The organism is Pseudomonas sp. LBUM1673 (assembly GCF_059695645.1).
Genome location: NZ_CP166780.1, coordinates 2,730,352 through 2,755,975 on the forward strand (window position 1 = coordinate 2,730,352; position 25,624 = coordinate 2,755,975).

25 protein-coding genes and 1 pseudogene are annotated in these 25,624 nt (G+C 57.0%); 18 read left to right on the forward strand and 8 right to left on the reverse strand.

Annotated elements, in window-relative coordinates:
• The first annotated feature begins 103 nt into the window (after window positions 1-103).
• The 4 genes from ACA044_RS12495 to ACA044_RS12510 all read left to right on the forward strand — a co-directional run bounded on the left by ACA044_RS12495 (window position 104) and on the right by ACA044_RS12510 (window position 4,384).
• A complete protein-coding gene (locus tag ACA044_RS12495) occupies window positions 104-1,186 on the forward strand; it encodes a 4-oxalomesaconate tautomerase (RefSeq protein ID WP_497446611.1) in 1,083 nt (360 codons plus the stop codon).
• Window positions 1,187-1,285: 99 nt separating this feature from the next.
• A complete protein-coding gene (locus ACA044_RS12500) occupies window positions 1,286-2,590 on the forward strand; it encodes a CitMHS family transporter (RefSeq protein WP_497446612.1) in 1,305 nt (434 codons plus the stop codon).
• Window positions 2,591-2,685: 95 nt separating this feature from the next.
• On the forward strand, window positions 2,686-3,939 hold the full coding sequence (locus tag ACA044_RS12505; RefSeq protein WP_497446613.1) for an OprD family porin: 1,254 nt from the start codon (window positions 2,686-2,688) through the stop codon (window positions 3,937-3,939).
• 106 nt (window positions 3,940-4,045) lie between these two features.
• Window positions 4,046-4,384 carry an FKBP-type peptidyl-prolyl cis-trans isomerase gene (locus ACA044_RS12510; RefSeq protein WP_447790152.1) on the forward strand — a complete coding sequence of 113 codons (339 nt, stop codon included), beginning with the start codon at window positions 4,046-4,048 and terminating at the stop codon, window positions 4,382-4,384.
• Window positions 4,385-4,627: 243 nt separating this feature from the next.
• Here the strand turns inward: ACA044_RS12510 and ACA044_RS12515 are convergent, their stop codons facing one another.
• From ACA044_RS12515 to ACA044_RS12525, 3 genes and pseudogenes are all read right to left on the reverse strand, one after another.
• A complete protein-coding gene (locus tag ACA044_RS12515) occupies window positions 4,628-4,936 on the reverse strand; it encodes a hypothetical protein (protein WP_497446614.1) in 309 nt (102 codons plus the stop codon).
• A gap of 52 nt (window positions 4,937-4,988) precedes the next feature.
• Window positions 4,989-5,228: a pyocin S6 family toxin immunity protein gene (locus tag ACA044_RS12520; RefSeq protein WP_218396419.1), complete on the reverse strand. Its 240-nt coding sequence runs from the start codon at window positions 5,226-5,228 to the stop codon at window positions 4,989-4,991.
• A 15-nt stretch (window positions 5,229-5,243) separates the two neighbouring features.
• Window positions 5,244-6,467 (reverse strand): annotated as a pseudogene (locus ACA044_RS12525) (colicin E3/pyocin S6 family cytotoxin).
• Window positions 6,468-6,976: 509 nt separating this feature from the next.
• Here ACA044_RS12525 and ACA044_RS12530 point away from each other — a divergent pair.
• A complete protein-coding gene (locus ACA044_RS12530) occupies window positions 6,977-7,252 on the forward strand; it encodes a metal/formaldehyde-sensitive transcriptional repressor (protein WP_019648873.1) in 276 nt (91 codons plus the stop codon).
• Window positions 7,253-7,263: 11 nt separating this feature from the next.
• A complete protein-coding gene (dmeF, locus tag ACA044_RS12535) occupies window positions 7,264-8,193 on the forward strand; it encodes a CDF family Co(II)/Ni(II) efflux transporter DmeF (RefSeq protein ID WP_497446615.1) in 930 nt (309 codons plus the stop codon).
• An 8-nt stretch (window positions 8,194-8,201) separates the two neighbouring features.
• On the opposite strand, the gene ACA044_RS12540 is transcribed toward dmeF, so the two are convergent.
• Complete coding sequence (locus ACA044_RS12540; protein ID WP_497446616.1) at window positions 8,202-9,320, reverse strand: cytochrome P450; 1,119 nt, start codon at window positions 9,318-9,320, stop codon at window positions 8,202-8,204.
• An 80-nt stretch (window positions 9,321-9,400) separates the two neighbouring features.
• Here ACA044_RS12540 and ACA044_RS12545 point away from each other — a divergent pair, with 80 nt between their 5' ends.
• On the forward strand, window positions 9,401-10,165 hold the full coding sequence (locus ACA044_RS12545) for an ArsR/SmtB family transcription factor (RefSeq protein WP_497446617.1): 765 nt from the start codon (window positions 9,401-9,403) through the stop codon (window positions 10,163-10,165).
• Here ACA044_RS12545 and ACA044_RS12550 read toward each other — a convergent pair.
• Entirely contained in the window at window positions 10,162-10,770 is a 609-nt protein-coding gene (locus ACA044_RS12550; protein ID WP_497446618.1) for a LysE family translocator, read from the reverse strand. The two genes, ACA044_RS12545 and ACA044_RS12550, sit on opposite strands and share 4 nt — an antisense overlap.
• Window positions 10,771-10,875: 105 nt before the next feature.
• Here ACA044_RS12550 and ACA044_RS12555 point away from each other — a divergent pair, with 105 nt between their 5' ends.
• Window positions 10,876-11,802, forward strand: coding sequence for a LysR substrate-binding domain-containing protein (locus tag ACA044_RS12555; protein ID WP_497446619.1), 927 nt, complete (start codon window positions 10,876-10,878; stop codon window positions 11,800-11,802).
• On the opposite strand, the gene ACA044_RS12560 is transcribed toward ACA044_RS12555, so the two are convergent.
• Window positions 11,792-12,133, reverse strand: a complete 342-nt coding sequence (locus ACA044_RS12560) for a hypothetical protein (RefSeq protein ID WP_497446620.1) — start codon at window positions 12,131-12,133, stop codon at window positions 11,792-11,794. The genes ACA044_RS12555 and ACA044_RS12560 overlap by 11 nt on opposite strands.
• Before the next feature lie 610 nt (window positions 12,134-12,743).
• Between ACA044_RS12560 and ACA044_RS12565 the strand changes: the two genes are divergently transcribed.
• The 10 genes from ACA044_RS12565 (at window position 12,744) to ACA044_RS12610 (ending at window position 22,788) form a co-directional block, all read left to right on the forward strand.
• A complete protein-coding gene (locus ACA044_RS12565) occupies window positions 12,744-13,754 on the forward strand; it encodes a GNAT family N-acetyltransferase (RefSeq protein ID WP_497446621.1) in 1,011 nt (336 codons plus the stop codon).
• A 62-nt stretch (window positions 13,755-13,816) separates the two neighbouring features.
• Window positions 13,817-14,647 carry a class I SAM-dependent methyltransferase gene (locus tag ACA044_RS12570; RefSeq protein WP_497446622.1) on the forward strand — a complete coding sequence of 277 codons (831 nt, stop codon included), beginning with the start codon at window positions 13,817-13,819 and terminating at the stop codon, window positions 14,645-14,647.
• A 7-nt stretch (window positions 14,648-14,654) separates the two neighbouring features.
• Window positions 14,655-15,401 (forward strand): SDR family oxidoreductase, encoded by a 747-nt coding sequence (locus ACA044_RS12575; protein ID WP_497446623.1) that lies wholly within the window; start codon window positions 14,655-14,657, stop codon window positions 15,399-15,401.
• Between the two features lie 78 nt (window positions 15,402-15,479).
• A complete protein-coding gene (aepX, locus tag ACA044_RS12580) occupies window positions 15,480-16,361 on the forward strand; it encodes a phosphoenolpyruvate mutase (protein ID WP_497446624.1) in 882 nt (293 codons plus the stop codon).
• 29 nt (window positions 16,362-16,390) lie between these two features.
• Complete coding sequence (aepY, locus tag ACA044_RS12585) at window positions 16,391-17,491, forward strand: phosphonopyruvate decarboxylase (RefSeq protein ID WP_497446625.1); 1,101 nt, start codon at window positions 16,391-16,393, stop codon at window positions 17,489-17,491.
• A 38-nt stretch (window positions 17,492-17,529) separates the two neighbouring features.
• Window positions 17,530-18,762 carry a pyridoxal phosphate-dependent aminotransferase gene (locus ACA044_RS12590; protein WP_497446626.1) on the forward strand — a complete coding sequence of 411 codons (1,233 nt, stop codon included), beginning with the start codon at window positions 17,530-17,532 and terminating at the stop codon, window positions 18,760-18,762.
• Between the two features lie 31 nt (window positions 18,763-18,793).
• Window positions 18,794-19,639, forward strand: coding sequence for a phytanoyl-CoA dioxygenase family protein (locus tag ACA044_RS12595; RefSeq protein ID WP_497446627.1), 846 nt, complete (start codon window positions 18,794-18,796; stop codon window positions 19,637-19,639).
• Window positions 19,640-19,695: 56 nt separating this feature from the next.
• The gene (locus tag ACA044_RS12600) at window positions 19,696-20,817 is read left to right on the forward strand and encodes a 2-aminoethylphosphonate--pyruvate transaminase (RefSeq protein WP_497446628.1); all 1,122 of its coding nucleotides are present in this window, start codon (window positions 19,696-19,698) and stop codon (window positions 20,815-20,817) included.
• On the forward strand, window positions 20,810-21,901 hold the full coding sequence (locus tag ACA044_RS12605) for a pyridoxal-phosphate-dependent aminotransferase family protein (protein ID WP_497446629.1): 1,092 nt from the start codon (window positions 20,810-20,812) through the stop codon (window positions 21,899-21,901). Before ACA044_RS12600 ends, ACA044_RS12605 begins: the two co-directional genes overlap by 8 nt.
• The gene (locus ACA044_RS12610) at window positions 21,898-22,788 is read left to right on the forward strand and encodes an EamA family transporter (RefSeq protein ID WP_497446630.1); all 891 of its coding nucleotides are present in this window, start codon (window positions 21,898-21,900) and stop codon (window positions 22,786-22,788) included. Before ACA044_RS12605 ends, ACA044_RS12610 begins: the two co-directional genes overlap by 4 nt.
• A gap of 106 nt (window positions 22,789-22,894) precedes the next feature.
• Here ACA044_RS12610 and ACA044_RS12615 read toward each other — a convergent pair whose 3' ends face one another.
• Together ACA044_RS12615 and lpdA are read right to left on the reverse strand one after the other, a co-directional pair.
• Window positions 22,895-23,914: a branched-chain amino acid aminotransferase gene (locus ACA044_RS12615; RefSeq protein ID WP_497446631.1), complete on the reverse strand. Its 1,020-nt coding sequence runs from the start codon at window positions 23,912-23,914 to the stop codon at window positions 22,895-22,897.
• Window positions 23,915-24,232: 318 nt separating this feature from the next.
• Window positions 24,233-25,615, reverse strand: a complete 1,383-nt coding sequence (gene lpdA / locus ACA044_RS12620; RefSeq protein WP_497446632.1) for a dihydrolipoyl dehydrogenase — start codon at window positions 25,613-25,615, stop codon at window positions 24,233-24,235.
• Window positions 25,616-25,624 lie beyond the last annotated feature (9 nt).

Genomic DNA, 25,624 nt, shown 5'->3' on the forward strand with positions numbered 1-25,624 from the left:
GCAATAATTGCTCCGATCTTTGCATTGGAAACACAATTACTTCCCTGTCACTCTTGTTTCCAAGACATCAATTACCTCGATTGATTAACAAGAGTTAGTAGTCATGCAACGAATTCCTTGTGTGCTGATGCGCGGCGGTACTTCAAAGGGTCCGGTATTTCTCGCTTGGGATCTGCCGGTATCGATTCAAGAACGCGATGAGCTGTTGCTCTCGGTGATGGGCTCCGGTCACGAACTGGAGATCGACGGCATCGGCGGTGGCAGCCCGCAAACCAGCAAGGTCGCCATCGTCAGCCCTTCGTTACATCCCGATGCCGATGTTGATTACCTGTTCGTCCAGGTCATGGTGTCTCAGCGTCGGGTGGATACCGCCCCCAATTGCGGCAACATGCTCTGCGCGGTCGGGCCGTTTGCCATCGAGCAGGGTCTGGTCAAGGCAGCCGGTGAGCTGACCCGCGTGCGGATTCGCAACCTCAACACCGGCACCTTCGTCACCTCTGATGTGCAGACGCCAGACGGCAAGGTCAGCTATGAAGGCGACACCGCCATCGATGGCGTGCCTGGCAGCGCGGCACCGGTTCAGCTGACATTCCTCGATGCCGCCGGCAGCAAGACCGGCAAGCTGTTTCCAACTGGCAGCACCGAAGACCGGTTCGACGACATTCCCGTGACCTGCATCGACATGGCCATGCCAATGATGATTCTCGAGGCGCGTCACTTGGGCAAACGCGGCGACGAAACGCCGGCCGAACTGGACGCCGACAAAGACTTTCTGCAGCGCCTCGAAGCCCTGCGGCTACAGGCCGGCATGGCCATGGGTCTGGGCGATGTCAGCGACAAGGTCATTCCCAAGCCTGTGCTGGTATCGAAGGCCAAGGCCGGCGGCACGATTCAGGTCCGCTACTTCATGCCGCACAACTGCCACCGTGCGCTGGCCATTACCGGTTCCATCGGTCTGGCCACGGCGTGTGTCAGCGAAGGCAGTGTGGTGGCGCAGATGCTCGGCAATATCGGTGGGCCGCGATTGCAACAGGTGCGAATCGAGCACCCGAGCGGCGGCATCGATGTCGTCTTGTCCTACACCGGGGAGAACGGTGAGACAATCCGCGCCTCTGTTGTTCGTACCGCCCGAAGGCTGTTTTCCGGCTTTGTGTATGTCCCGGTTTCCCAACGGTTCGCCGGGTAGTCTTCCCACGTAGTCACCGCAGTTTTGCATCAGAACAAGCTCGGGGTCGTACGCCTGGCGCGTCGGCCACGCATTCCATAACAACAAAAGAGTTGCCTTATGCTTGCCTTACTCGGCTTGGCCATGGTGGTTGTGTTCACGTTCCTGATCATGACCAAGCGTCTATCACCCATCGTTGCGTTGACCGTTGTTCCGATTGTCTTTGCGATCATCGGTGGTTTTGGCGGGACCACCGGCAAAATGATGCTCGACGGCCTGAAGATGGTCGCACCCTCGGCGGCACTGCTGCTGTTCGCGATTCTGTTTTTCGGCTTGATGATCGACTCGGGGTTGTTCGATCCGCTGATCCGCAAGATTCTCAAACGGGTCAACGGTGACCCGATGAAAATCGCGGTCGGTACTGCGCTTCTATCGCTGACTGTCGCCCTGGACGGTGACGGCACCACCACTTACATGATCACTTGCGCGGCAATGTTGCCGTTGTACAAGCGCATTGGGATGAACCCGATGATTCTGGCGACCATTTCCATGCTGGCGTTGAGCATCATGAGCGGCATGACTCCTTGGGGCGGCCCGGCGACCCGGGCGATTGCCGCATTGGGGCTGGATGCCGGGGCGTACTTTGTTCCGTTGTTGCCGACCATGATCGGCGGCGCTGCGTGGGTGGTATTCACCGCGTTCCTGCTGGGCCGCGCCGAGCGTAAACGCATTGGCAACGTCCAGCTGCAAAGCGGCGGGAGTGATTGCTATATCAAGGCGATTCTTGAGGACACGCCGCACAAACGCCCGAAACTGGCCTACGTCAACCTGTTGCTGGTGACGGCGGTGATGGTCGCGCTGGTGATGGGGCTCATGCACTCGGCAATCCTGTTTCTGATTGGCTTCGTGCTGGCGCTGATGATCAACTACCCGCAACTGAACATTCAAAAAGAGCGCATCCTCGCGCACTCCGGCAATGCCATGACGGTAGTCCTGCTGGTGTTCGCGGCCGGTATCTTCGCCGGGATTTTCTCCGGAACCAAAATGGTCGATGCATTAGCGCAAACTTTGGTGGACTGGATTCCACCGTCCTGGGGGCACCTGTTCCCGTTGGTGGTGGCGATCACCAGCATGCCGTTGACCTTCGTGCTGTCCAACGATGCCTATTATTTCGGCGTGGTGCCAATCCTCGCTAACGCGGCGGCGGCCTACGGGATCGATCCGGTGGAAATCGCCCGGGCGTCGATTCTTGGCCAGCCGGTGCACTTGATGAGCCCACTGGTGGCCTCCACCCTGTTGCTGGTGGGGATGGTCGATCGCGACCTAGGCGACTTTCAGCGCGCCACCTTCAAATGGGCGGTGCTCACTTCCCTGGTGGTCACAGCTTTAGCCCTGCTGACCGGGGCCTTGACGCTGTTCGCCTGATTCACCCCTGACTCGCCACTTGACAGAGCTCCACGCGCCCGATGTCGGACGCGCGGCCACGTGCATCCATAAAACAACAATATGAGTAGTTCGACATGACCCACTTTCTGACGTGCGGGGCTCTTCTTCCTCTTCTGGGTGTGTTGCCGATGGCCACTGCCATTGCGAGTGATTTCATCGACGACAGCAAGTTGAAGTTGCAACTGCGTAATGTCTATATCAACGAAAACTTTCGCGATGAGCATGGTTTGAGTGCGCGCTCGGCCAGAACCGCCAAAAGTGAACGCACCGAGTGGGCCCAGGGCTTCCTGCTGGATTTTCAGTCGGGTTTCACCCCTGGCACAGTGGGTTTCGGGGTTGATGCACTGGGCTTGCTGGGGATCAAACTTGATTCCGGTCGTGGCCGCAGTGGCACCGGTCTGCTGCCGGTGCACGATGACGGCCGTGCCGCCGATGAGTTTGCCAGTGCCGGGGCGGCGGCCAAGGTCAAATTGGCCAAGACCACCCTCAAGTACGGCACTTTGCTGCCCAAAAATCCGGTACTGATCTACAACGATGCGCGTTTGCTGCCGCAAACCTACGAGGGGGGGCAAGTCACCAGTACCGACATTGAAAACCTGACCCTGACCGGCGGTCGTCTGGACCGATTCAAACTGCGCGATTCCACCGACATCGTGTCGATCGTTCCTGACGGTTATTCAGGCGATAAAGGTGGCGATTTCACCTACGCCGGTGGTGACTACAAACTCGGCAAGAACACGCGAGTGAGTTACTTCTACGGTGAGCTGGAAAACTTCTATCGGCAGAATTTTGCCGGCATCCAGCACGATCTGCCGTTGGGTCCCGGGGTGTTGACCGGTGACCTGCGCTATTTCAACAGCAAGGACGCGGGCCGTGCCTACGCCTCGAAAATCGATAACGACATGCTCAGCGGCCAGTTGTCCTACGCGGTGGCGGGGCACACCTTGGGTGGCGGTTACCAACAACTCAGCGGTGACGCCGGGTTGCCTTACATCAGTGGTGCGACGGTGTACTCGTTCAGCAACGCTGGCATCGGCAAGTTCATCGAGGAGGACGAGAAGACCTGGATGCTCAGTTACGCTTACGACTTTGCGCCGATGGGCGTGCCCGGGCTGACATTCATGACCCGTTATCTCAAAGGCAACGATGGCCAGTCCGACACCAGCATCAAAGAATCCGAACGCGACATGGAACTGGCCTACGTGGTCCAGAGTGGCACGTTCAAGGGCGTGGGCGTGAAGCTGCGCAACTACGTCTACCGTTCGGACTTCGCGCGCGGACGTGACAGCAACCGGATCTATTTCACCTACGATATTGCCCTCTGGTAAGGGTGCCGAGCGGGGTCTATCTGAATAAGTTGCCAATCGCCCGTATTTCTGGGAAAACGGCGCCCATGAAGCCCTGTTCGGGCAAGCGCGCAAAAGAGTGAATGTGATGAATGATGAGTTGCAGGTCATCGACCTTGAAGTGGGCGACGGCAAAGCCGCTGTCAAAGGCGCGCTGATCACTACCCAATATCGCGGGTGGCTGGAAGACGGCACTGAATTCGATTCTTCCTGGAGTCGGGGTAAACCTTTTCAGTGCGTGATTGGCACGGGGCGAGTGATCAAGGGCTGGGATCAGGGAATCATGGGCATGCAGGTCGGCGGCAAACGCAAGCTGCTGGTGCCGGCGCATCTGGCTTATGGTGAGCGGACGATGGGCGCGATTACACCGAATTCGAATCTGATTTTCGAGATTGAATTGCTGGAAGTGCTGACGCGGGATGATTGATGGCTGTGTGAGCTGAAACGACAAAACCCGCTGACACTGTGAGGAGAGCGGGTTTTTACTATTTGTGGCGAGGGAGCTTGCTCCCGTTGGGTTGCGCAGCGGCCCTGAAACCTGTGCATGCGGTGTATCAGGTAAATCTCCGCTCGCCAGTTTTGCGGCTGCTGCGCACCCGAGCGGGAGCAAGCTCCCTCGCCACAGTTCAGTGCTCGGCTCGCGGCCAGTGTCCCTTTGCTAAACGGTGAGTCAGGTGAATGCCTCAATATCATCAAGGGTGTCCGCCACAATCCCTTCCAGGGAGGGAAATTTTTCCTTCACTTCTTCAAGGGCCGGGAGTACAGCACCCAAGTCCAGATCACCCTGTCTGCGGGCTATGTGACCGAGCGCGGTGATGGCAGCTGCTGCAACCGATTCGGATTCACTCTCGAGGCACTTCAGGCAGGTGTTTTGAGCCCAAATCTTGTCTTGCTCATTTAGCCCGACAGAAACCAATGCGGCGGCAACGTTAGTTTCTACGTCGCTCGCTAGAAGCCTCGTTGCTTCCTCGTGGTTCATTGATGGATCTTGGTAGAGAGGGCTCACTTTTTAACTCCCACCTCAGTTGTACCTACTCCCGCACCCCTATGAAGAGATCCAGTTCGGTCGGTAACTGCTCATTGAGAGCTATAGCAATTTGTTGGATTTGCTCGCCGGTTAGTAACCACTCTCCATCCGCGCTTTCATCAAGACTTTTCCACCCAAGAACACCCATTACCGCGACTTCAAACTCAGGTCGAACTGTAAGGTCGTATTTTAAGGAATCATCTTCGTCATCACCTTTTAAAAACCCACTAATCCATAAAAACATAAATAGCCTCTTAATTTATTTTGGGGTAGTTCTGCCGGGTTTTGCGGGGTCTATCTGTTCACCAGTTTCGTGGTTGAACTCGCCAAGATGCTTACCTTGACTGTCATACTTCTCTATTGCGCCTGTCTTACTGTCCCATTCATATATTCGCCCCTTTCGGTCTTTCCACCGGCTGCGCTTACTCCCCCCGCCCTGAACACTGCTTTTTGATTTAACAGGAAGGGCATCTGGAAATGCAGGCAATGCCAACGGCGGCCGGTGGTACTTTATATCACCGCCGCCAGCAGATCTTGAAGCCACAACATACAACGGCTGCACACCGGAATCAGCCGGGAAAACAAGAATGAAGTCCTTGTACTCAGGCGGGTAGATCGGGTTGACGATGATGTTATCTGCCTGTTCGGTAGGCGGATAAATCAAGATCTGAGGTGCTTGTGGTGCGGCTTCTAGCGGGGGAATCCCTGAGGTGCTGGATGGGTCAACCGCTGGCGTCCATATCAGAGTTATTCCATCACCAATGTCAGCCACCTGCTGAGAACTCTGACTTTTGAACCGGACTACAGGGATCATTTCCCAGTCACGGCGCTTCTGGGTGTTGTATCCATAACCCTTCAAGGTGCCATCAGCTTATTGCTCGACATGCAGTCGAACCCGTGTACGGCCTTTCTCGAGCGAATTGAGCTGTTCTTCTGTGTACAGGGAGCTGTCGCCCAAGCTCGACGGCCACAGCAATGCAACCATTCCGGCCAAGGCGCCAGCAGCAACACCAGCCGTCAATGCGCCTGCGCTACCAGCAGCCCTCGTCCCGGTGCCAGCAGTACCAACTCCGCCCAGAAGAAGCGTTCCCAGTGCAGCAGGTAATGTGCTTCCACTGATTTTTTTGAGTGGGATGTTTCCCGCCGCATCCCTTTCGCGGCCACCCAGCAGGGAAAATTTTCCGTAGTCGGTCAGTTTCTCGACAGGGACAAACCCGGTTGGGTTGTCGTGGTTGATTACGCCGTCGGGGAGGTTGCAACTTTTGGTGAATACGCAACCCATGGAGCTGGATTGATCCTGCTGCAGAGGTTGCCTGACAAAACGGTCTTCATATGCTTGCTGTCGGGCCAATATGTCGTCATAGGATTTTTGTCTGGCGTCGCGCTCTGCCAGTTCGGTGGCGGTCATGTAGCGGCTGGTGATGTGGTGCCCGTCGCCCGATGGTGGGTTTTGAACCCGAGGTATGTCTGTTTTGCGAGCCATGAGCGTCCTTGTTTCATCTTCTGAAAGCGATGCGGACGCTCTATCAAAGGGCATTTGATAGATGTAGGACTAGTCTGAAACTCTGCCCGTTGTTACAAATGACGCTTGTCGCTATGCACTGAGCTCAGACGGAAAAAACCACCCTCTCTTCTTACAGATATGGCGGTTTTTTGGTTTTGTGGCGAGGGGCTTGCCCCAATACCAGTAAGTAAGCTTTCGGTATCCATGTCGGGGGCGACGACGAACATTTTGCTTGGTTTGCGTGGGGGCTTGGGCGAAACCGACGTAGTTGTAGGCAATGATGCAAGGCGATGTAGCCTGTTGCGCACGTCGCATGTGATGCGTCGTTTGTCAGGCCGCCATCGCGGGCAAGCTCGCTCCCACAGGGTATTGCGCTGAACCTGTGGGAACGAGTCTGCCCGCGATGAACGATGACTCGGTCCACCTGACTTGCCAGCCCCATCCGTATAGGTAACCATGCACGCCATATAGGAGTAGGGGGTATAGGTATGTCACACATCCACGAACACAAAGACGATTTGCTTAACCGCGTCCGCCGTATTGCCGGCCAAGTCCAGGCGGTGGAGCGGGCGTTAGAATCCGATGCCGAATGCGCCAAAACCCTGCATCTGGTCGCGGCGATTCGCGGTGCGGTCAACGGTCTGATGGACCAGTTCATCGACGCCCATGCCCGTGAACACGTGGCGCGTCCCGGCCTCAGCGACGAAGCGCGCGCCGAAGGCGTTGAAGACTTGCTGCAAGCCATCCGCCGTTACTCGAAATAGAGGCTCGCCCCATGACACTGACACCTCAAACTTCGCGTTTTACCCACGACCACCTGTTTCTGGGGGCGGCCCACGATGACAATGCCCGCCGCACGTTGTGGGTGGTGGCGCTGACGTTTGTGATGATGATTGGCGAAATTGCCGCCGGTTACATCACCGGTTCCATGGCACTGCTGGCGGACGGTTTTCATATGGCGACCCACGCCGGCGCCTTGGGCATTGCCGCGGCGGCTTACGGTTTTGCCAGGCGGCATGCCAACAATTCGCGCTTCAGTTTCGGTACCGGTAAGGTCGGGGACTTGGCAGGATTTGCTTCAGCCATAGTGCTGGGCCTGGTGTCGATCGGCATCGCTGGCGAATCCATCGTGCGACTGTTTCAACCGACCACCGTTGCCTTCACCGAAGCGACGGTGATTGCGGTGGTGGGGCTGGCAGTGAATATCGTCAGTGCGTTTCTGTTGTCGGGCAATCATGGACATCACGGCCATGATCATCACGATCACGGCCATGACCACGCTCATCATCACGACAACAACCTGCGTTCGGCGTATTTCCATGTGCTGGCCGACGCGTTGACCTCAGTACTGGCCATCGCGGCATTGTTGGCGGGTCGCTATTTGGGCTGGGTCTGGCTGGACCCGGTGATGGGCATCGTCGGCGCCCTCGTGATCGCGAGATGGGCCTATGGCTTGATGCGCGCCAGCGCCGCGGTGTTGCTCGACACCACTGACGAACACGTCGCCGCCGAAATTCGAGAACTGCTCGAATCGACGGACGATGTTCGCATCAGTGACCTTCACGTCTGGCAGGTCGGCCCCCAGGCACGGGCGGCGATTATCAGCGTCGTGGCTGCGGCGAATGTCAGCGCCGACGCGATTCGCGAACGTCTGGCGCCAATTCATGAGTTGTCTCACCTGACGGTCGAGCATCGCCACGCTTGAGCTGTCTTTCAGGCAAAGAGCGGAATGCGCCCGTTCAGGGAAGGGCGGTAGTGCCAGGTCAGTTGGTCCAAAGCAGGTTTCATTGCCAGAATCTCCGTCAGCGTGGTGCTGGCGATGTATTGAGCCAGCACCTGCCCCGGACATTGATGACGGCCTGCACCGAAAGTAAAGCTGCGGCGATTCGGGCGGTCGAGCAGAAACGTGTCGGGATTGTCATTAAGCTGCGGATCGCGATTGGCCGAGGCCAGCAGCACCAGGATGACGTCACCGGGTTTCATGCTCACGCCGTCGATTTCACAGGGTGCGGCGACGAAGCGACGGGTGTTCTGCACTGAAGGGTCGAAGCGCTGGACTTCAGCGATCAGGTCGTCGACTTGAGCCGAAGCCAACGGTGGATTTCGAATCAACGCCAATAGCGCATTACCGATCAGCCCGGCGGTGGCTTCGTAAGTCTGGGAGAACAGGCCGATCAGGTTGGCGATCAAGGTTTCAGGGTCGGTCGATGTTGCCGCGAAACGCTGCCGGATACCGGTGAGCAGGGTGCTTCGATTGTTCGGGTCGTCCAGAAGCTCGATGAAATAACCCTTCAGCTGTTCCGCCGCGACATGGGCGGCGTCCAGTTGCGCCGGATCGCTGAGAGGCGACAGGCAGGCGACGAAGTCGGCGGTCAGCTCGCTGATGGCCCGGCCTTGAGCCGGAGAAAACCCCAGCAACGCCGCCACTACGCAGACCGGCCCGCGAAACATCGCCGTGTACAACCCGTCGGCGCCCGGGGTGATCAGTCGAGCGCCAACTAATGTGTTGACCTCGTTCACATCAATCAACGCCAGCCCCGGCTCAATCGCCGTCCTCGGGCAACGCTGCCGTTCGCCTTCGTTCATCCGCATCAACTGAGCGAACACCTTGCCGGCCATGCCTTGAGCAATGGTCTTGGGCACCGGCTCATGGGACGGTCGCACATGACAGTCCGGATGCGCCAGTACGGCGGCAACGGCTCGGGCGCTGCTGGCCACCCACAGTTTCAGTCCTTGATGAAAAAACAGTCCGCCTTCGGCGCGCAGTTGTGCGTAATAAGGATAAGGATAAGGATAAGGATCGGCATGAGTTGCAGCTTTGATCGGGTCCATGGGGTCGCAGCCTTGTCGGTCGGGAAAGTATTGCTACTATCTCCTGCTCGAAAGGACGACGATTCGTCCGGGAGCGAAATATGAGCGCAGAACAACACGACATCGGCGTCTCTCAAGTGGCTGCCGCAATCGCGGAACCTGCCCGGACGAAAATCCTCTGCTCGCTGATGGACGGCCACGCCCGCACCAGTACCGAACTGGCGGCGGTTGCCGAAGTCAGCGCCTCGACCGCCAGCGCACACTTGGCCAAGCTCAAGGAACTGGCGCTGGTGCGTTTGCATGTTCAGGGTCGTCACCGCTATTACAGCCTCGCGGACAAGCGCGTGGCCCAGGCCCTGGAAGCGCTGATGGTGATCGGCCAGAACGCTGCGCCAACGTTCAACCCGCGCACCCCGGATCGCCTGCAATTCGCCCGTACCTGCTACGACCACATGGCCGGCACGTTGGCGGTATTGCTGCATGACCGGATGATCGAAGCGGGGTGGTTGCTGGAAACCGACGAACAGGCTTATCGACTGAGCGCCAGCGGCGAAGTGTTGTTCGAAGGATTGGGCATCGACGTCAAAGACCTCGGCACTTTGCGCCGCTGCTTCGCCTGCCCGTGCCTGGACTGGAGCATGCGTCGGCCGCACCTGGGCGGCGCCTTGGGCGCGGCGTTGCTGCAAACGGCGATCAAACGCAAATGGGTGACGCAGGATCTGGACAGCCGGGCGCTGGCGTTGACGGCGGTGGGGCGCAAGGAATTCAGTAGCCGGTTCGCCGTCGAGCTGCCGGTTCAGGCGACGACCGCACAACCCGCGGCCACCGAGAACCGGCGCCGCGCGATCGCCAGTCCTGCGGCTTAGCGACTGCTCGAGGCCATGAGCACGCCAAAGCCGGCGAAGGTCACGCCCGAGACTTTCGCCGCCAGCCAGGCACCCTTCGGGCTCGACAACCAGCCTTTGGCGGCATTGGCGAGCAAGGCATAGCTGCCATGCACCAGAATCACCAGTACGCCGTAGGAAGCGACCAGTTTGATGAACTGGGTGTAGAAGTGCGCCGAGGTGTCGATGAATTGCGGGAACACCGCGAGAAAGAAAAACACCGCCTTGGGGTTTAAAAGCTGCATCGAAGCCGCTTCAAGGAAGCGATAGCCAGGGCTTGAGGGGCGCGTTTCAAGCGGCGTGCTGAAACGATCCGAGCGCCAGCTTTTGTAGCCCAGGTACAACAAATAGGCGGCCCCTGCGTATTTCAACGCGGTGAAGGCGTTCGCGGAGGTGCTGAGTATCAGGCCAACACTGGTGGCGCTGATGGCGGCGACGACAAACGCCCCCGACGCGATCCCCAGAATGCCCGGCACGGCTCCCGTCCAGCCGTGGCGCACTGCGTTGGACAGGGTCAGGACCACGCCAGGCCCCGGGCTCAAAATGGTCAGGGTGGCGAAAAGTACAAAGAGTCCGTAGCTGTTCATGTCTTGCTCCGTCAGGTGGCGCTGGCTGCGTGCTGGCAGATTGGCGTGACGACGAGGGCGTGACAAACGCTTTAATTAAAGCGCATAGGTGACTAAATTAGACGCATGATCAATCAACTACCGCCTCTTAATGCTGTTCGCGCCTTTGCCGTTGCTGCTCGTCATCAGAGCTTCAGCCTGGCGGCCGAAGAGCTGCATGTCAGCCACAGTGCCGTCAGCCGGCACATCAAATTGCTTGAGGAGTACCTGGGCGTGCTGTTGTTCGAGCGACGCATCCGTCAATCGGTGCTGACGCCCGCCGGCCAGCGCTTTTATGAGCAGGTCAATGCCGGGCTGTCGCAGATCGCCAACGCCGCCGCTGCGCTCAAGCAGCATGCCTCGCTGCCCACCGTGAAGATCAATGTCCGTCCGTCCTTTGCCATGCTTTGGCTGACGCCCAGGCTGGCGGATTTCAGTGCGCAGCACCCGGACATCAAGCCGCAGGTGATCACTCAAACCCAGGCACCGGATCAGGCACGCGACGGGTTCGACATCGTCATTCGCCGTGGTCGTGACGACTGGGCTCCGGCGATTGAGGCGCGAGCGCTGTTCGAAGACGAACTATTGCTGGTCGCGGCACCCTCGCTGATCGAACGCCTGCCACTTGAAGACCTCACTTCGTTGAGCCGGCACACGTTACTGACCGCCAAGGCACGTCGCGAAGACTGGCACAATTGGGCCATGCACTTTGGTCAAAGTCAGTCAGCCACTCAGCTAACCCGGCAGTTTGATCACATGCACCTGGTGCTTCAGGCCGCCGTGGATGGACAGGGCATTGCCTTGTGCCCGACCTCTTTGCTGGGCACCCATCTTTTGAGCGGACACTTGATCTGCCCGTTGCCCGAGTTGCGTATGCCGTTGCCGCGTTATTACTACGGTGTTGCGCCGGACGTGACGGTGCAGACACGGGTGTTTGTGGAGTGGTTGTTTGCCCGGATTACTCAGGATGAGCTGCGTTGGCAAACACCTCGTGCTGTGAACGCTACGCCCTAAAAACCCAGACAATCTCTACAACCCGCACCGCCAGCACTAGGTAAACCAAGAACAGAATGATCTGAAACGCTGTGTGATACGGCAACCTGGACAGCCGACGCAATCCGTCGCTGACATTGAGCAGCATCAGCAGCGCTGACACCAGGATCAACCCCCAACCGGCCAGATTCGAGGCGAACAATCCCATAAACAGGTGATGTTCGCTGTGCAACGCGTTGCTCCCCGCTGCGAACAGCAGGGCGCACACCAGCAGGTTCTTGATGTTGTCGAATACCTGCGTGGTGAAGTCGGTGTCCAGCAAGGCCAGATACTTTCGCCAGAGTCTTTCCATGGTTAAGCACCTGATGGTCGGCAATGAGTGGATAGCCGGCGCGTGGCCAAGGTCTCTACCAGTCTAGTGATGATTTTGCCCTGAGCCCGTTCAAATTGATCTGAATGCGATGCGCCGTCGTTTCGTCCGCCCGTTTCTGCCATGTTGGATAACCTCGTTGGGTTATTGGCTGGCGGTTAGATTCTTGGGAGCACAGCAAGTTATAGCCGAGTATTTCGATGATGCAAGTCGTACGGTTATATGTATTTCGAAATAATTTTACGGAAGCTGCATGACACACTTGTATAGATAAGTTGTGCGCTTGCAACTTGGCACTGCCGTGCAGATTTATTGTGAAATAAAAAAGACAACTCGACGAACAGTGTCTCTATAAAAAAACGAGGTTCGTCGGGAGGGGTTCGAGGGGTGGTTTCTGCTTTTTTTTTCGTCGATGGCCCTGATTTCATTGTCTTTTATGGGTAAAAGCATTCGCCTTTCTGTCTCGGGAGAACTGTGTTGATCAAGCTCCGGGGATTAGCAAATTTAGTAACTCATGCTTCTTGACTCACTCTGTGACGTACGCTAGGTTTGGCGAACGGAAGAAAACTCAAGATATGGATGTCTGTAGAGCATGAGTACGTTAATAAAAATTATTAATGACTTTGAGAAGTTGCCTCTGGTTGACATAACCGAGCTGAATGCTGCCGCCAATGCTTCTTTTTTCTATGATGTCCGTTTTCTCAAGGCCGCGCATTATTACCCGCTACTCCCCATTCTCGATGCCTATTATCTTCTCGCTTATCAGCAGGACCGACTGGTCGGTTTTACCGTCGTCTATTCGCAATTGTCTCCAGATCCTTTCGGTTCCTTGTCTCGCGCTACCGGCCTGAACTTCAATGACAGTCTCGTTTGTCTTGGTCATATCATGCATGGCTATGAGAGCGAGATCATTGCTTCGACTGCGCGGGCAGACCTGGTTCGCAGTGAAATTCTCAAATCGATAAAGTCACTGGGTGCCAGCATCGGGGCGAAGTACGTTGGCCTTATTAATATTGCCAATGATCGGTTGGTCTCGGCGGGGGGCTATGAGGGTTACCAGGCGAATTTCATGTGGGATCGTTACTTTATGGATATCGCCTGTATCGAGACGGTTGAAGATTACATCGCCGGGCTTCCTGCAGACGGCCGCCGGGAAATGAATCGCCAGCAAAGAAAGCTCCAGAGCAGCAATCATTGTGCTTTGGTACAGTCACTGCCGGTGTCGAATGTGGCACAAATCGCCGAGTTGGTATGTGTCACCAGTGCGCGGCATGGCACCCCGGATTATTATCCTCCGGCGGCGTTCAAGCCGTTTGTCGAAACCTGCGCAGGTCTGGTGCGGTTCATTACCGTGCAAGAACAAGAGCAAGTCGTTGGCGTGATGGTTTGTTTCGTTCATGGCAACACCCTGCATATATGGGCGGCCGGCATGTCTTATGACAAAACCGACTTTAGCCCTTACAGCGTGTGTATGCTCGAGGCTTTCCGTTATGCCAAACAGGAAGGGCTGGATACCATCGAAATCGGCAGGACCAACCACAAAATAAAGACCCGCATGGGTTTTAAAGCAAAAGAGCTGTTTTCCCTTATCGCGCCTGCCTGAACCTGTTTATTGGTTGTCAGAGACAGGCGTCAATACACTGTTAAATAAGACGAGAATGCCTTGTGAGTAAATACGAGCACTATAATGCGACGTCCGTCAATTATGATAAGACCCGAACAGCTGTCGGTATTGAAATTGTGTTGGGTTATCTGGCCAGGTTGAATAAGCCAGCTCATCTTATGACGGTGTTGGACGCGGGTTGTGGTACGGGGAACTATGCCCTTGAATTGGCGCAATCAGGCATTAATGTAGTGTGTGCAGACTACAGTGAAAACATGCTGGCGCAGTGCAAGCAAAAAATAGAAAGCCACGGCTTGAATAATGTTGTCTGGAAACAGTGTGACTTGTCGCTGTATTTGAGCGAAGGTCAGGTTTATGACGCGGTAATGTGCAATCAATCATTGCATCATCTGGATCCTGCGGATGACTTCAAGGCGGTGAAGCACTTTCTCGGCGAAGCGGTAAAGTCGCTCAAAGACGATGGAGTCATTCTCATCAACACCATTACGCATGACCAATTGGAAGACGGTGTGTGGTGGGGCCAGTTGATTGAAAAAGCGGTCGAGCGAATGAAACCGCGTTTTATCGAATATGAACCGTTGCAGGCGTTCTTGCGGAGCATCGGGTTCGAGATCACCGATCGTGTGGTCAACATCGACAGCATTATTCAGAAGTCAGGTTATTTCGATCCCCAATCCTTGGCCTCACTCGAGTTTCGTCAGGGTGACTCTCACTTTGCCTTGCTGGATGAAAAAGAACTCGAGGGCGTATTGAACCGACTGGAGCAGATGGTAAGCGACGGGTCCATCCAGGGTTATATTCTCGACCGGGATCGACTTCGCCAGCAAATCGGCCAGTTCACGTATTACGTGATCAAAAGGATCGAGGAGTGAACGAGCCATGTCTAAAGTGATGCTGATCTCCGGTGGTAGTCGCGGCATTGGCGCGGCCAGTGCCGTGCTGGCAGTGGAGCAGGGATATGCGGTATGCATCAACTACCTTCGGGATGTCCGGGCCGCCCAGGAACTGTGCCAGCGACTGGAAGCCTTGGGTGGCAAAGCCATTGCGGTGCAGGCCGACGTCAGCGTGGAGGAGGATGTCCAAAGGCTGTTTCTGGAAGTCGACAAGCGGTTGGGGCCGTTGACGGCGCTGATCAACAGCGCCGGCACGGTGGGCCAGGCGAGTCGACTGGAAAGCATGGACGGGCAGCGAATCAGCCAGGTTTTTGCCACAAATGTGTTTGGCACTGTGTTGTGTTGCAAGCACGCGATCCTGCGAATGTCGAACCGGCACGGCGGGGCGGGCGGTACCATCGTCAATGTATCTTCTGCCGCTTCCCGCTTGGGGTCGGCGGGCGAGTACGTGGATTACGCGGCCTCCAAAGGCGCAGTGGACAGTTTAACCATCGGCCTGGCCAAGGAGCTTGCGCCGGATGGCATCCGGGTCAACGCCGTACGCCCCGGTTTCATTCGTACCGGTTTTCACGCCTTGAGTGGCGATCCCGACCGCGTCGAGAAGCTCAAGTCCCGGTTACCCATGGGACGTGGAGGTGAACCGGAAGAAGTGGCAGCCGCTGTTCTGTGGTTGCTGTCTGAACAGTCCTCTTATGTGACGGGCAGTTTCATCGATCTGGCGGGAGGGTTGTGATCCGTCGGCAGTGGTAGTGCCTTGTCAGTGCAACAACGCTGTTCTTCATGGAATGCCCCCCCTTAAAGGAATACGACAATGAAAAAAACAACAACGTTGAAGTCATTGATTCAGGAAAAAAATACCAGTTTCCTCATGGAAGCCCACAACGCGCTCAGTGCTCGCATCGCGCAGGAGAGTGGTTTTAAAGGGCTCTGGGCATCGGGTCTGTCGATTTCTGCATCCCTGGGACTTTGCGACCGCAATGAAGCGTCCTGGACGCAGATTCTCGATATCGTCGAATTCATGAGCGACCACACGTCGGTGCCCATTCTGGTTGATGGAGACACCGGTTTCGGCAACTTCAACAACGTTCGTCGCTTGACCAAAAAACTTTGCCAGCGCGGCATTGCGGGGGTTTGTCTGGAAGACAAACTCTTTCCCAAGGTCAATTCGTTCATCTCCGGTGGCAATGACCTGGCCAACGCCGACGAGTTCTGCGGCAAGTTGCGCGCCGCCAAAGACAGCCAACTGGACGAAGACTTCATCGTCGTGGCTCGCGTGGAAGCGCTGATCAGCGGGCTGGGCATGGATGAAGCTCTGGAGCGGGCGCACAAGTATCACGGCGCCGGTGCCGACGCGATTCTGATTCACTCCAAGCGCAAGGACGCGAGCGAAGTGCTTGAGTTCAAGCAGCTATGGAAGGACCAGTGCCCGGTCATTATCGTGCCGACGAAATACTCAAGTGTGGAGACCAATCTTTATAAAGAGGCCGGCATCAGTACGGTCATCTGGGCAAACCATAGTTTGCGCGCCTCCATACATGCCATGAAGCGTATTACGCAACAGATCCAGATGAACGAAAACGTCTCGTTCATCGAAAAAGACATCGCCACCCTTGAAGAGATCTTCATGTTGACCGGCGAAGCAGAAGCGCAACTGGCTGAAGACAAGTATCTGTCGATGTCTGCAACCGCCTGACGTCATCACTGGCTAAATGAGGGATCACCATGATTGACGCATCTGATTTTGTCGATGAACTGGTCAGGGGTGGCATCCGCTATCTCACGGGTGTTCCCTGCTCATTCCTGACGCCTCTGATCAACGAAAGTATCGAGCGGCAAGATACCCGTTATCTTATCGCCTCAAGTGAAGGCGACGCCCTGTCCATTGCCAGCGGTCTGTGGCTGGGCGGTCAATCGGCGGCCGTGATGTGCCAGAACTCGGGGCTGGGGAACATGGTCAATCCGTTGACCTCCCTGAACGATACGTTCCAGATTCCGACGCTGCTGTTGGTGACCTGGCGTGGAACGCCCGGGGAAAAGGATGAGCCACAACATGCTCTGATGGGGAAAATCACGCCCGACTTGCTGACATTGCTGGGTGTACCCTGGCAGGTTTTACCGAAAGAACCGCAGGCCGCCCTGGCATTGTTGCGTGCCACGCAACTGGCGATCAAAACCGCTGAAAAGACCCATGCCCTGGTGATAGAAGGCGGCACTTTTACGGCATCGAAAGCCGACCCGGCCGCCGACCCGTCGCCGTCGTCCGCACAGTTGCCCAGCCGGGCCCAGGTTTTGAGAGCCATCGTGGCGAATGCACCGATGGACAGTATCCTGGTCGCCACCACAGGCAAAACCGGTCGCGAGTTGTTCACCATCGAAGACAGTCCGCGCAACTTCTATTGCGTGGGTTCGATGGGGTATGCCAGTTCCATCGCTCACGGCCTTTCGTTGGCAACGGATAAACCCGTCTATGTGCTGGATGGCGACGGCGCCGCGATCATGCACCTGGGCAATTTCACCAGCATTGCGATCAGCGAACCTCGCAATCTCACGCACATCGTTATCGATAACCAGACCTACGATTCGACGGGGGGGCAGAAGAGCGCCGCTTATAAAGTCGACTTTTGCGCCATCGCCATGGCGTGCGGTTATCGCGGTTCGACCCGGTGTCATTCAATAGACGACCTTCAAGTGGCCCTCGCACACCGCCATGAAGGGCCGCACCTGATTCATATGCCCGTCAATTGCGGTGCGCTCGACAATCTGGGGAGGCCAACCATGCCGCCGCCCGTGGTCGCGCGACGCCTCAAGGAAAACCTGGTGTAAACAACGTTCACTTTCTCCCTTAAAGGCAGCATTAACTTATGTCGAGTTCACCAAAAGAAATGCCGGTCAATTCCATTGTCCAGGCAATGGGTATCTACGCCTCCAAAGCCATCTCGAACAAGGCCAAGGAAGATCCATCGATCGCTGATTTGAGTTTCGGCGAGCCGGTATTCGGCCCACCGGATTACGCAATCGATGAAATCAAGAACAAAAACTTGAGTTATGAAACATTCCTTGACAGTGCCAAGCGTTATGAAGGCTCACAGGGGTCTTTGGGGTTGCGGCAGGCCGTGTCCGACTGGTATCGCCAGCGTTATGCACTGGAAGTAGACCCGCACACTGAAATCATGATTACCCATGGCGGGGTTGAAGCGATCACCCTGGCCATGTTGGCGGTGACGGGCGAGGGCGACGCCATTGCTCTGGCTGATCCCTCCTACATGCTCTACTCCAGAACGATCCAGTTGCTTAGCCGTCAGGTTGCCCAGGTTTCTCGGGCTGCCGGGGGCAACGAAGTGGCCAATCTGCTGAGCACCCAGTCGATCGACAAAGCCAGGGCTTTCATTATCAATTCTCCGGAGAACCCTAGTGGTTATGTCCTGAGCGCCGAGGACTGGAAGGCACTGGCGCTGTTCTCGAATCGCAATAACACCTGGATCATTCATGATGAGGTGTACGACACCATGACGTCCGGGCGTTCGCACACGCCGGCATTCGGTATCGAAGGGATGAGAGCCAACACCATCACCATCAATAGTTTCTCGAAAAAATTCGGGTTACCCGGTTTGCGCATCGGCTGGATGATTGCGCCTAAAGCGGTGATCGAACTGGCAAAGAAAATTCACGACTACATGTACCTGGGTGTGAATATTCAATACCAGGCCATCGCCGAAACCTTGTTGCGCCATCCCGCCCGCGACACGTGGCTGAGTTCCACCTCGCAGATGATCGCCTCGCGTGCGGAAATCAGCCGCGCCACCTTGACGTCTGAATTCGGTTTCACCTGGAACCGCGAACCTCATGGCGCCATGTTCCTGTTTCCGAACGTCAGCGGCCTCTACCGTTCACTGCCTTCCAGCTACAAGGGGTTGGCCAATACCGAAGGCGAAGCGGTGGCCGCTTATCTGCTCAATGAGCGAAAAGTCGCCGTGGTGCCTGGCTGTGTCTATGGCAAGGAAGGCGACAGCAGTGTCCGCATGGTGCTGTGCACCGCCGACCGCGTCTTTGACACGGCGCTCGAACGCCTGAGTTCAATGCCTCTGGGCGTCTGAGCACGAACATTATTTACGCCGGGAACAGGCCATGTCTTCGTATATCGATATCAAGCAACAAGGCTTCACCGTCTTGCGGCAGGGCCTGACGGCCGATGAGTTGGGGCACCTCGACGACACCTGCAAGCAGTTGCTCGTCGCGGGTCGCGAGGTGCTGGCCCGTCGCAGTCAGGACCCGGACATGACCGCCGCCAGGGAGCGGGATGAAAAGACTCCCGTGGTGGTCGGCGAATCGAACAATCCGCTGGAGGTCTGCCGGATCGAGTGGCTGGCCGGCAGTACCCCCTACATTCAGAACCACCTCAGCGGCAGGTTGCAACTAATCATCAACGACATCGCCCAGGGACCGTTTCATTTGTTCAAGGACAAATGCAACTTCAAGCACCCGGGCGGGGGGGCCTTCGGTGTCCATCAGGATATCGCCGCTTATCGTCATTTCGACACCCATTACCACATTACGGCTGCCATCGCGCTTGACCCCGCCACGCTGGAAAACGGTTGCCTGGAAGTCGCCCCCGGTTATCTGAACGAACACGATGCACGGGACGTGGAGCAAATTCTGGAAACCCCCATGGGGCCCAGGCCACTGTTCAACCATCATCGAGGTGGCGCGCTTAACGGCGACATCGAGGCGGCGACGAGTCAGAAGTTTGAGTGGCAACCGATCACCGCCCAGGCCGGTGATGTGATTCTGTTCGATTCCTATGTGCCGCATCGCTCGGCTCGTAACGATTCTGCCGTCGACCGACGAATGCTCTTTTTCACCTTCGCCGCCGGAGCGGCCCACAAGGACTTGTACGACACCTATTACGCGTCGAAACGAAATGATCCCGGCAATCCCATTTTCCACATATCAACGCCTACCCGGCATCGTTGATCCCTTTGCGGCGGCGCTCGACTTATGCCTGCTGGTCTATTCGGAGATAGCTGACTATGCACGACACAGATGCCCAGGTGCTTTTCACACCAGGCCCCTTGAACACCTCGGCCGCCGTGAAAAACGCCATGCTGGACGATATCGGTTCCAGGACAAAGATGTCGGCCGAGCTGACCGCACGGGTTTGTTCGAAACTGTTGGACGCTTACGACATCAGTGATGCTTTCGCGGCGATTCCGATCCAGGGCAGCGGTACTTTCGCTGTCGAAGCCATGCTGACCAGTTGCGTGCCAGCTGCCGATTACTGCGTGGGCGTGCTGGTCAACGGCGAATATAGCAAGCGAATGCTGGAGATCTGCGAAATTCACGGCCTCAATCATGTGCCGCTGCTGTGCAACGTCCAAGAGGCCATCGATCCTGCGTTGGTGGACGCTTTTGTGCTGCGCAATCCCCAGATCACTCATTTGGCGCTGGTGCATTTTGAGACAGGCCTGGGTGTACTCAATGACCTTGGGCGACTGATCGAGGTCGGTGAACGCCGCTCGGTCCAACTGCTGGTCGACGCTATCAGTACCTTCGGCGCAATGGCCATCCCGTTTGAGTCGACGGCCATCACCGCCGTTGCGTTATCGGCCAACAAGTGCCTGCACTCGGTGCCGGGCATCGCGTTTGTCATCACCCGCAAAACCGCGCTGCACAACACAGTGCGGCGCACCTTGAGCCTTGACCTCAACGCCCAGTGGCGCAAGCTGCAACACGGTCATCAGTGGCGTTTTACACCGCCTACCCATGTGTTGCTGGCGTTTGATCAGGCGCTGGATGAATGGGCAAGCCAGGGCAAGGCCGAGCGACGGCTGGAAAAATACCGAGAGCTCAATCGACAGTTGGTCAGGTTGCTGGCCGAGCAAGGCATCGTGCCGGTGCTCGAGGCACGTCACCGGGCGCCAATGATCACGACTTTCTTGTTTCCCGAGGCTTTTGCGCTGTCTTTCGAGCAGCTATACCAGCAGCTTGAAGCCGCACAATTGATTATTTATCCCAGCACTTACTCGACGGCCAGATCCTTCCGGATCGGCTGCATCGGTGAACTGGTCAGCGACGATATCGATCGGCTGGCCGCTGCACTGCGTCGCGCTGCAACGTCATCCTCTTTGATCGAGTCCGCCACCCATGCATGAAATCAACCTGCGCATCACCGGGCCGACACCCCTTGCACCTGCGGTGCTTGAAGCCATGAGTCAGCAGATGGTCAGCCATCGCAGTGATGAGTTCAAAAGTATGTATGCGGCGGTGGACAAGGACGTGCGTGCGTTGCTTGGCACCCGCCATCCTCCGGTTTTTCTGACGTGTTCGGGGACCGGCGGGCTGGAAGCCGCGGTACAAAATGTGCTGCGTCCCGGCGACAGGGTGTTGTCATTGCATACCGGTTTTTATGGTGAGTTGTTCGCGCAGATCACCGAGCGCTGGCTGCAAGCCCCCGAACAGTTGACCCGCCTTCAAAGCGTACCGGGGGAGTCGACTGACCCGCAGGCACTGGCGCAGCTGTTGCAGCGCCAGGAATTCGATGCGGTGCTGATCACGCACAATGAAAGTTCAACCGGCGTGCTCAACCCCCTCGAAGACCTGGTACGGATCATCAAGGGTCATTCAGACGCGCTTGTTCTGTGCGATGCCGTCAGCAGCGCCGGCACCACACCGATAGACATGGACCGCTGGGGCGTGGATGTCTTGATCACCGTGCCACAGAAAGGGTTGATGGCGCCGCCGGGCCTGGCCATCGTGATTGCCAACGACAGGGCGATGCAGCGTGCAACGGGTGCCCGGGTGTCTTTTTATTTCGATTTCGGGCGCGCCCTCGCCAGCGGACAACAGTTTCAAACCCCGTCGACTCCTTCGATCAGTTGTTTTCGTGGACTGCAAGCCAGCCTGCGACTGATGTTTGCCGAAGGGTTGGAGAATGTCTATGCGCGTCATGAGCAAGCCCGGGCAATCTGTCAGGGCGCCCTGGCGGGCCTGGGGCTCAGCAGCTTTGCGAGCACGCAGTATCGATCCCCTGGTGTCACCGCGATCAGCCTGCCAGAGCACATCAGTGCTTTATCGTTACAGCTGGCTCTGGAACAGAACTACAATTTGTTCGCCACTCCGGCCGCCGGTCACTGGCAGAACAGGGTGTTGCGCATTGCCCACATGGGCTGGTTCAGCCTTGCAGACATCGACCGGGCAATCATCTGTCTGACAGATCACATGAGAAGAACTTATTGAGTACCGAGATCAGCAATCTGGACCTCTCGTTGGCCAAGGGGTACACCCTCAACGTCGTCTATGCCGTGTTGACCGCGATAGCTATCGTTTTTCTCAGCCATGTCGGTGCGGGAATTCCCATGACGGTGGCGTTGTTCTACATGGCCATCGGCTCCAGTGCCGTGTTCAATGTCGTGGAGGCGGCGCGGTTCAAAACGTTGCATCTGGCTGTGCTCACGTATTGGCGCTATTGGCTCGGGATGTCGGTAGCGTTCATTTTGAATTGGGTGTTTTCCTATTACAGCGCCACGCATTCAACGGCCGAGTTCTACATATCGGTGTTTTTCCTGACGTCCGCCTGCTGCGCCAGTCTCAAGGCCCGGGACACCTGGAAAGCGCTGGTGTGCATGCTGGCCATCTATATTGCGTTCATCCTGACCCAAACCACCGTTGCCGCCTTGATTGCCGCCGTTCTTGCCGGTATCTCGGTTTATAGCTATTTCGTCCTTTCACACAGTTTCGCCACACGAGCCCACTTGTCGGCAAACTCGATTGTGGCTGTGCGCTGCTATTTATTGGCGTTGGCGGCGTTCCTCTATTTGCTGGTCAACGGTGAGCTCGCCAGCCTGATCGTTCCGATTTACCAGATACCGGAGCTGTTGTTTCTGGTGTTTTTCAACATGATCATTCCCTCGTTCCTTTCGCAGACCTGCCTGCACTATGTGGGGGTGACACGGTTCACCCAAATCAACTCGCTCATTCCGGTGATTGCGTTTGTGTTGCAGACGATTTTTCTGGGCGAATGGCGGTTGCCGATCCTGTTGATGTGCATCCTGGCGACACTGGCCCTCAACCATCAGTTTTTCCTGAAGCCAAGGTTTGGTAAGGGGAGCGCGACTCAGCGATAGTGGTTGGGGCATGAATAAAAAAGCCCACCCATCGCCGAAGCGCTGGGTGGGCTTTTGACATAAGGCTGACTTGAATGAAGCGGGTCGGCAACCTATGGAGGCGAAGTCAAACCTTGACGATCCAGCCCGCTGGCGCTTCGATCTCGCCGGTCTGTACACCGGTCAGCTCTTTGTAGAGCTTCTGGGTAGTCGGGCCGACTTCGGTTTCGCTGTGGAACACGTGCAGTTTGTCGTTGTAGCTGATGCCGCCGATCGGGGTGATCACTGCGGCAGTACCGCAAGCACCGGCTTCCTTGAAGTCGGACAGCTTGTCGATGAACACGTCACCTTCGACCACTTCCAGGCCCAGACGGGTTTTGGCCAGCTCGATCAACGACAGACGGGTGATACCCGGCAACACCGAAGGGGAATTCGGGGTGACGAACTTGTTGTCGTGGGTGATCCCGAAGAAGTTGGCCGAGCCGACTTCTTCGATTTTGGTGTGGGTCAGCGGGTCCAGGTAGATGCAGTCGGCAAAGTGTGCCTTCTTGGCCTGGGAGCCCGGCATCAGGCTGGCGGCATAGTTGCCACCGACCTTGGCCGCACCGGTGCCTTGTGGGGCGGCGCGGTCGTAGCTGGAGATCAGGAAGTTGTGCGGAGTCAGGCCGCCCTTGAAGTAGGCACCGACCGGGATGCAGAAGATCGAGAAGATGAACTCGGGCGCGGTACGCACGCCGATGTTGTCACCCACACCGATCACGAACGGGCGCAGGTACAGCGCGCCGCCAGTGCCATAAGGCGGGATGAAACGCTCGTTGGCACGCACCACGTCTTTGCACGCTTCGACGAACTGTTCGGTGGACACCTGCGGCATCAGCAGGCGACCGCAGCTGCGTTGCATGCGTGCGGCGTTCTGGTCCGGGCGGAACAGGTTGATCGAACCGTCCTTGCAACGGTAGGCCTTCAGGCCTTCGAAGCACTGCTGGCCATAGTGAAGGGCCGTGGAGCCTTCGCTGATGTGCAGCACGTTGTCAGAGGTTAAGGTGCCTTTGTCCCACTCGCCATTACGCCAGTGCGACAGATAGCGCTTGTCTGTCTTGATATAGTCAAAACCCAGCTTGTCCCAATTGATGCTTTCGTTACCCATGACACCCTCTATCACTTAACAACCGCCGAAACGGTTCAAGGCTTCTGACATTTTTCTGGATGGGGACAACAATACTTCATTCCGCGCCCATTTCGCAGCCCGGACTATCGGGTGATTGGCATATTTCTTAGCCTGCTCATGAAATACGCTGTCGATCCCGCATTGTTCGAAACTTTGTGGCGAGGGAGCTTGCTCCCGTTCCAGTGCGCAGCACTGGTAAAACCGGACACCGCGGTGCATCAGGCAAATCGCGGTGGTGCGGTTGGGGCCGCTTCGCAGCCCCGCGGGAGCAAGCTCCCTCGCCACAGTTGATCGCGTTTACAGGTGCAACGCGTGGCCCAAAGCACGCAACGCAGCTTCCTGCACCGCCTCGCCGAGCGTCGGATGCGCGTGGATGGTGCCGGCGATGTCTTCCAGACGAGCGCCCATTTCCAGGCTTTGACCGAACGCCGTCGACAACTCCGACACGCCTACACCCACTGCTTGCCAACCAACAATCACATGATTGTCGCGCCGCGCCACTACCCGCACGAAGCCGCTTTTCGACTCCAGGGTCATCGCCCGGCCATTGGCGGCGAACGGGAAGCTGGACACGATGCAGTCCAGCCCCGCAGCCTTGGCTTCGTCCGGGGTCTTGCCGACCACCACCAGCTCCGGGTCGGTGAAGCACACGGCGGCGATGGCGGTCGGGTTGAATTCGCGGTGTTTACCACTGATCAGCTCGGCAACCATCTCGCCTTGAGCCATGGCCCGGTGGGCGAGCATCGGTTCGCCGCTCAGGTCGCCGATGGCGTAGACGTTGCGCATGCTGGTCTGGCAACGGTTGTCGATCTTGATCGCCGAACCGTTCATCTCCAGATTCAACGCTTCGAGGTTCCAGTCTTGAGTGTTGGGTTTGCGACCGACGGCCACCAGTACCTGATCGGTTTCCAGGTTCAAAGTGTCGCCGTTCGGTTCACGAACTTGCAGAGTATTTCCTTGTGAATCAAAGCCTTCAACGCTTTGTTTCAAGTAAATCCTCACGCCGAGTTTTTTCAGTTCGTCGTGTACAGGCTGGGTCAGCTCGGCGTCGTAGGCTGGCAGGATGCGATCCTGCGCCTCGACCACGCTGACCTCGGCGCCGAGTTTGCGATAGGCAATCCCCAGCTCCAGGCCGATGTAACCGCCACCGACCACAATTAACCGTTTCGGCACGCTGGTCGGCGCCAGGGCTTCGGTGGAGGAGATGATCGGGCCGCCAATCGGCAGCATCGGCAGGTTCACGCTTTTCGAACCGGTGGCCAGCACCAGGTGCTCGCACTGAATACGCGTGTCGCCCACTTCGACGGTTTTACCGTCGATCACCTTGGCCCAGCCTTGAATGACCTGCACCTTGTGCTTCTTCAACAGCGCCGAGACGCCGGTGGTCAGGCGATCAACGATGCCGTCCTTCCACTCGACGCTTTTGCCGATGTCCAGGGTCGGCGCCGACACGCTAATGCCCAGCGCCGAGTGTTGGCTGTGGTGCTGCGTCTGGTGGAACTGTTCGGCGACGTGAATCAGCGCCTTCGACGGAATGCAGCCGATGTTCAGGCAGGTGCCGCCCAACGATTCGCCTTCCACCAGAATGGTCGAAATGCCCAGCTGACCGGCACGGATCGCCGTCACATAACCGCCAGGGCCGCCGCCGATGATCAGCAGCGTAGTGTTCAAAGTTTGCATGCCTTGCTC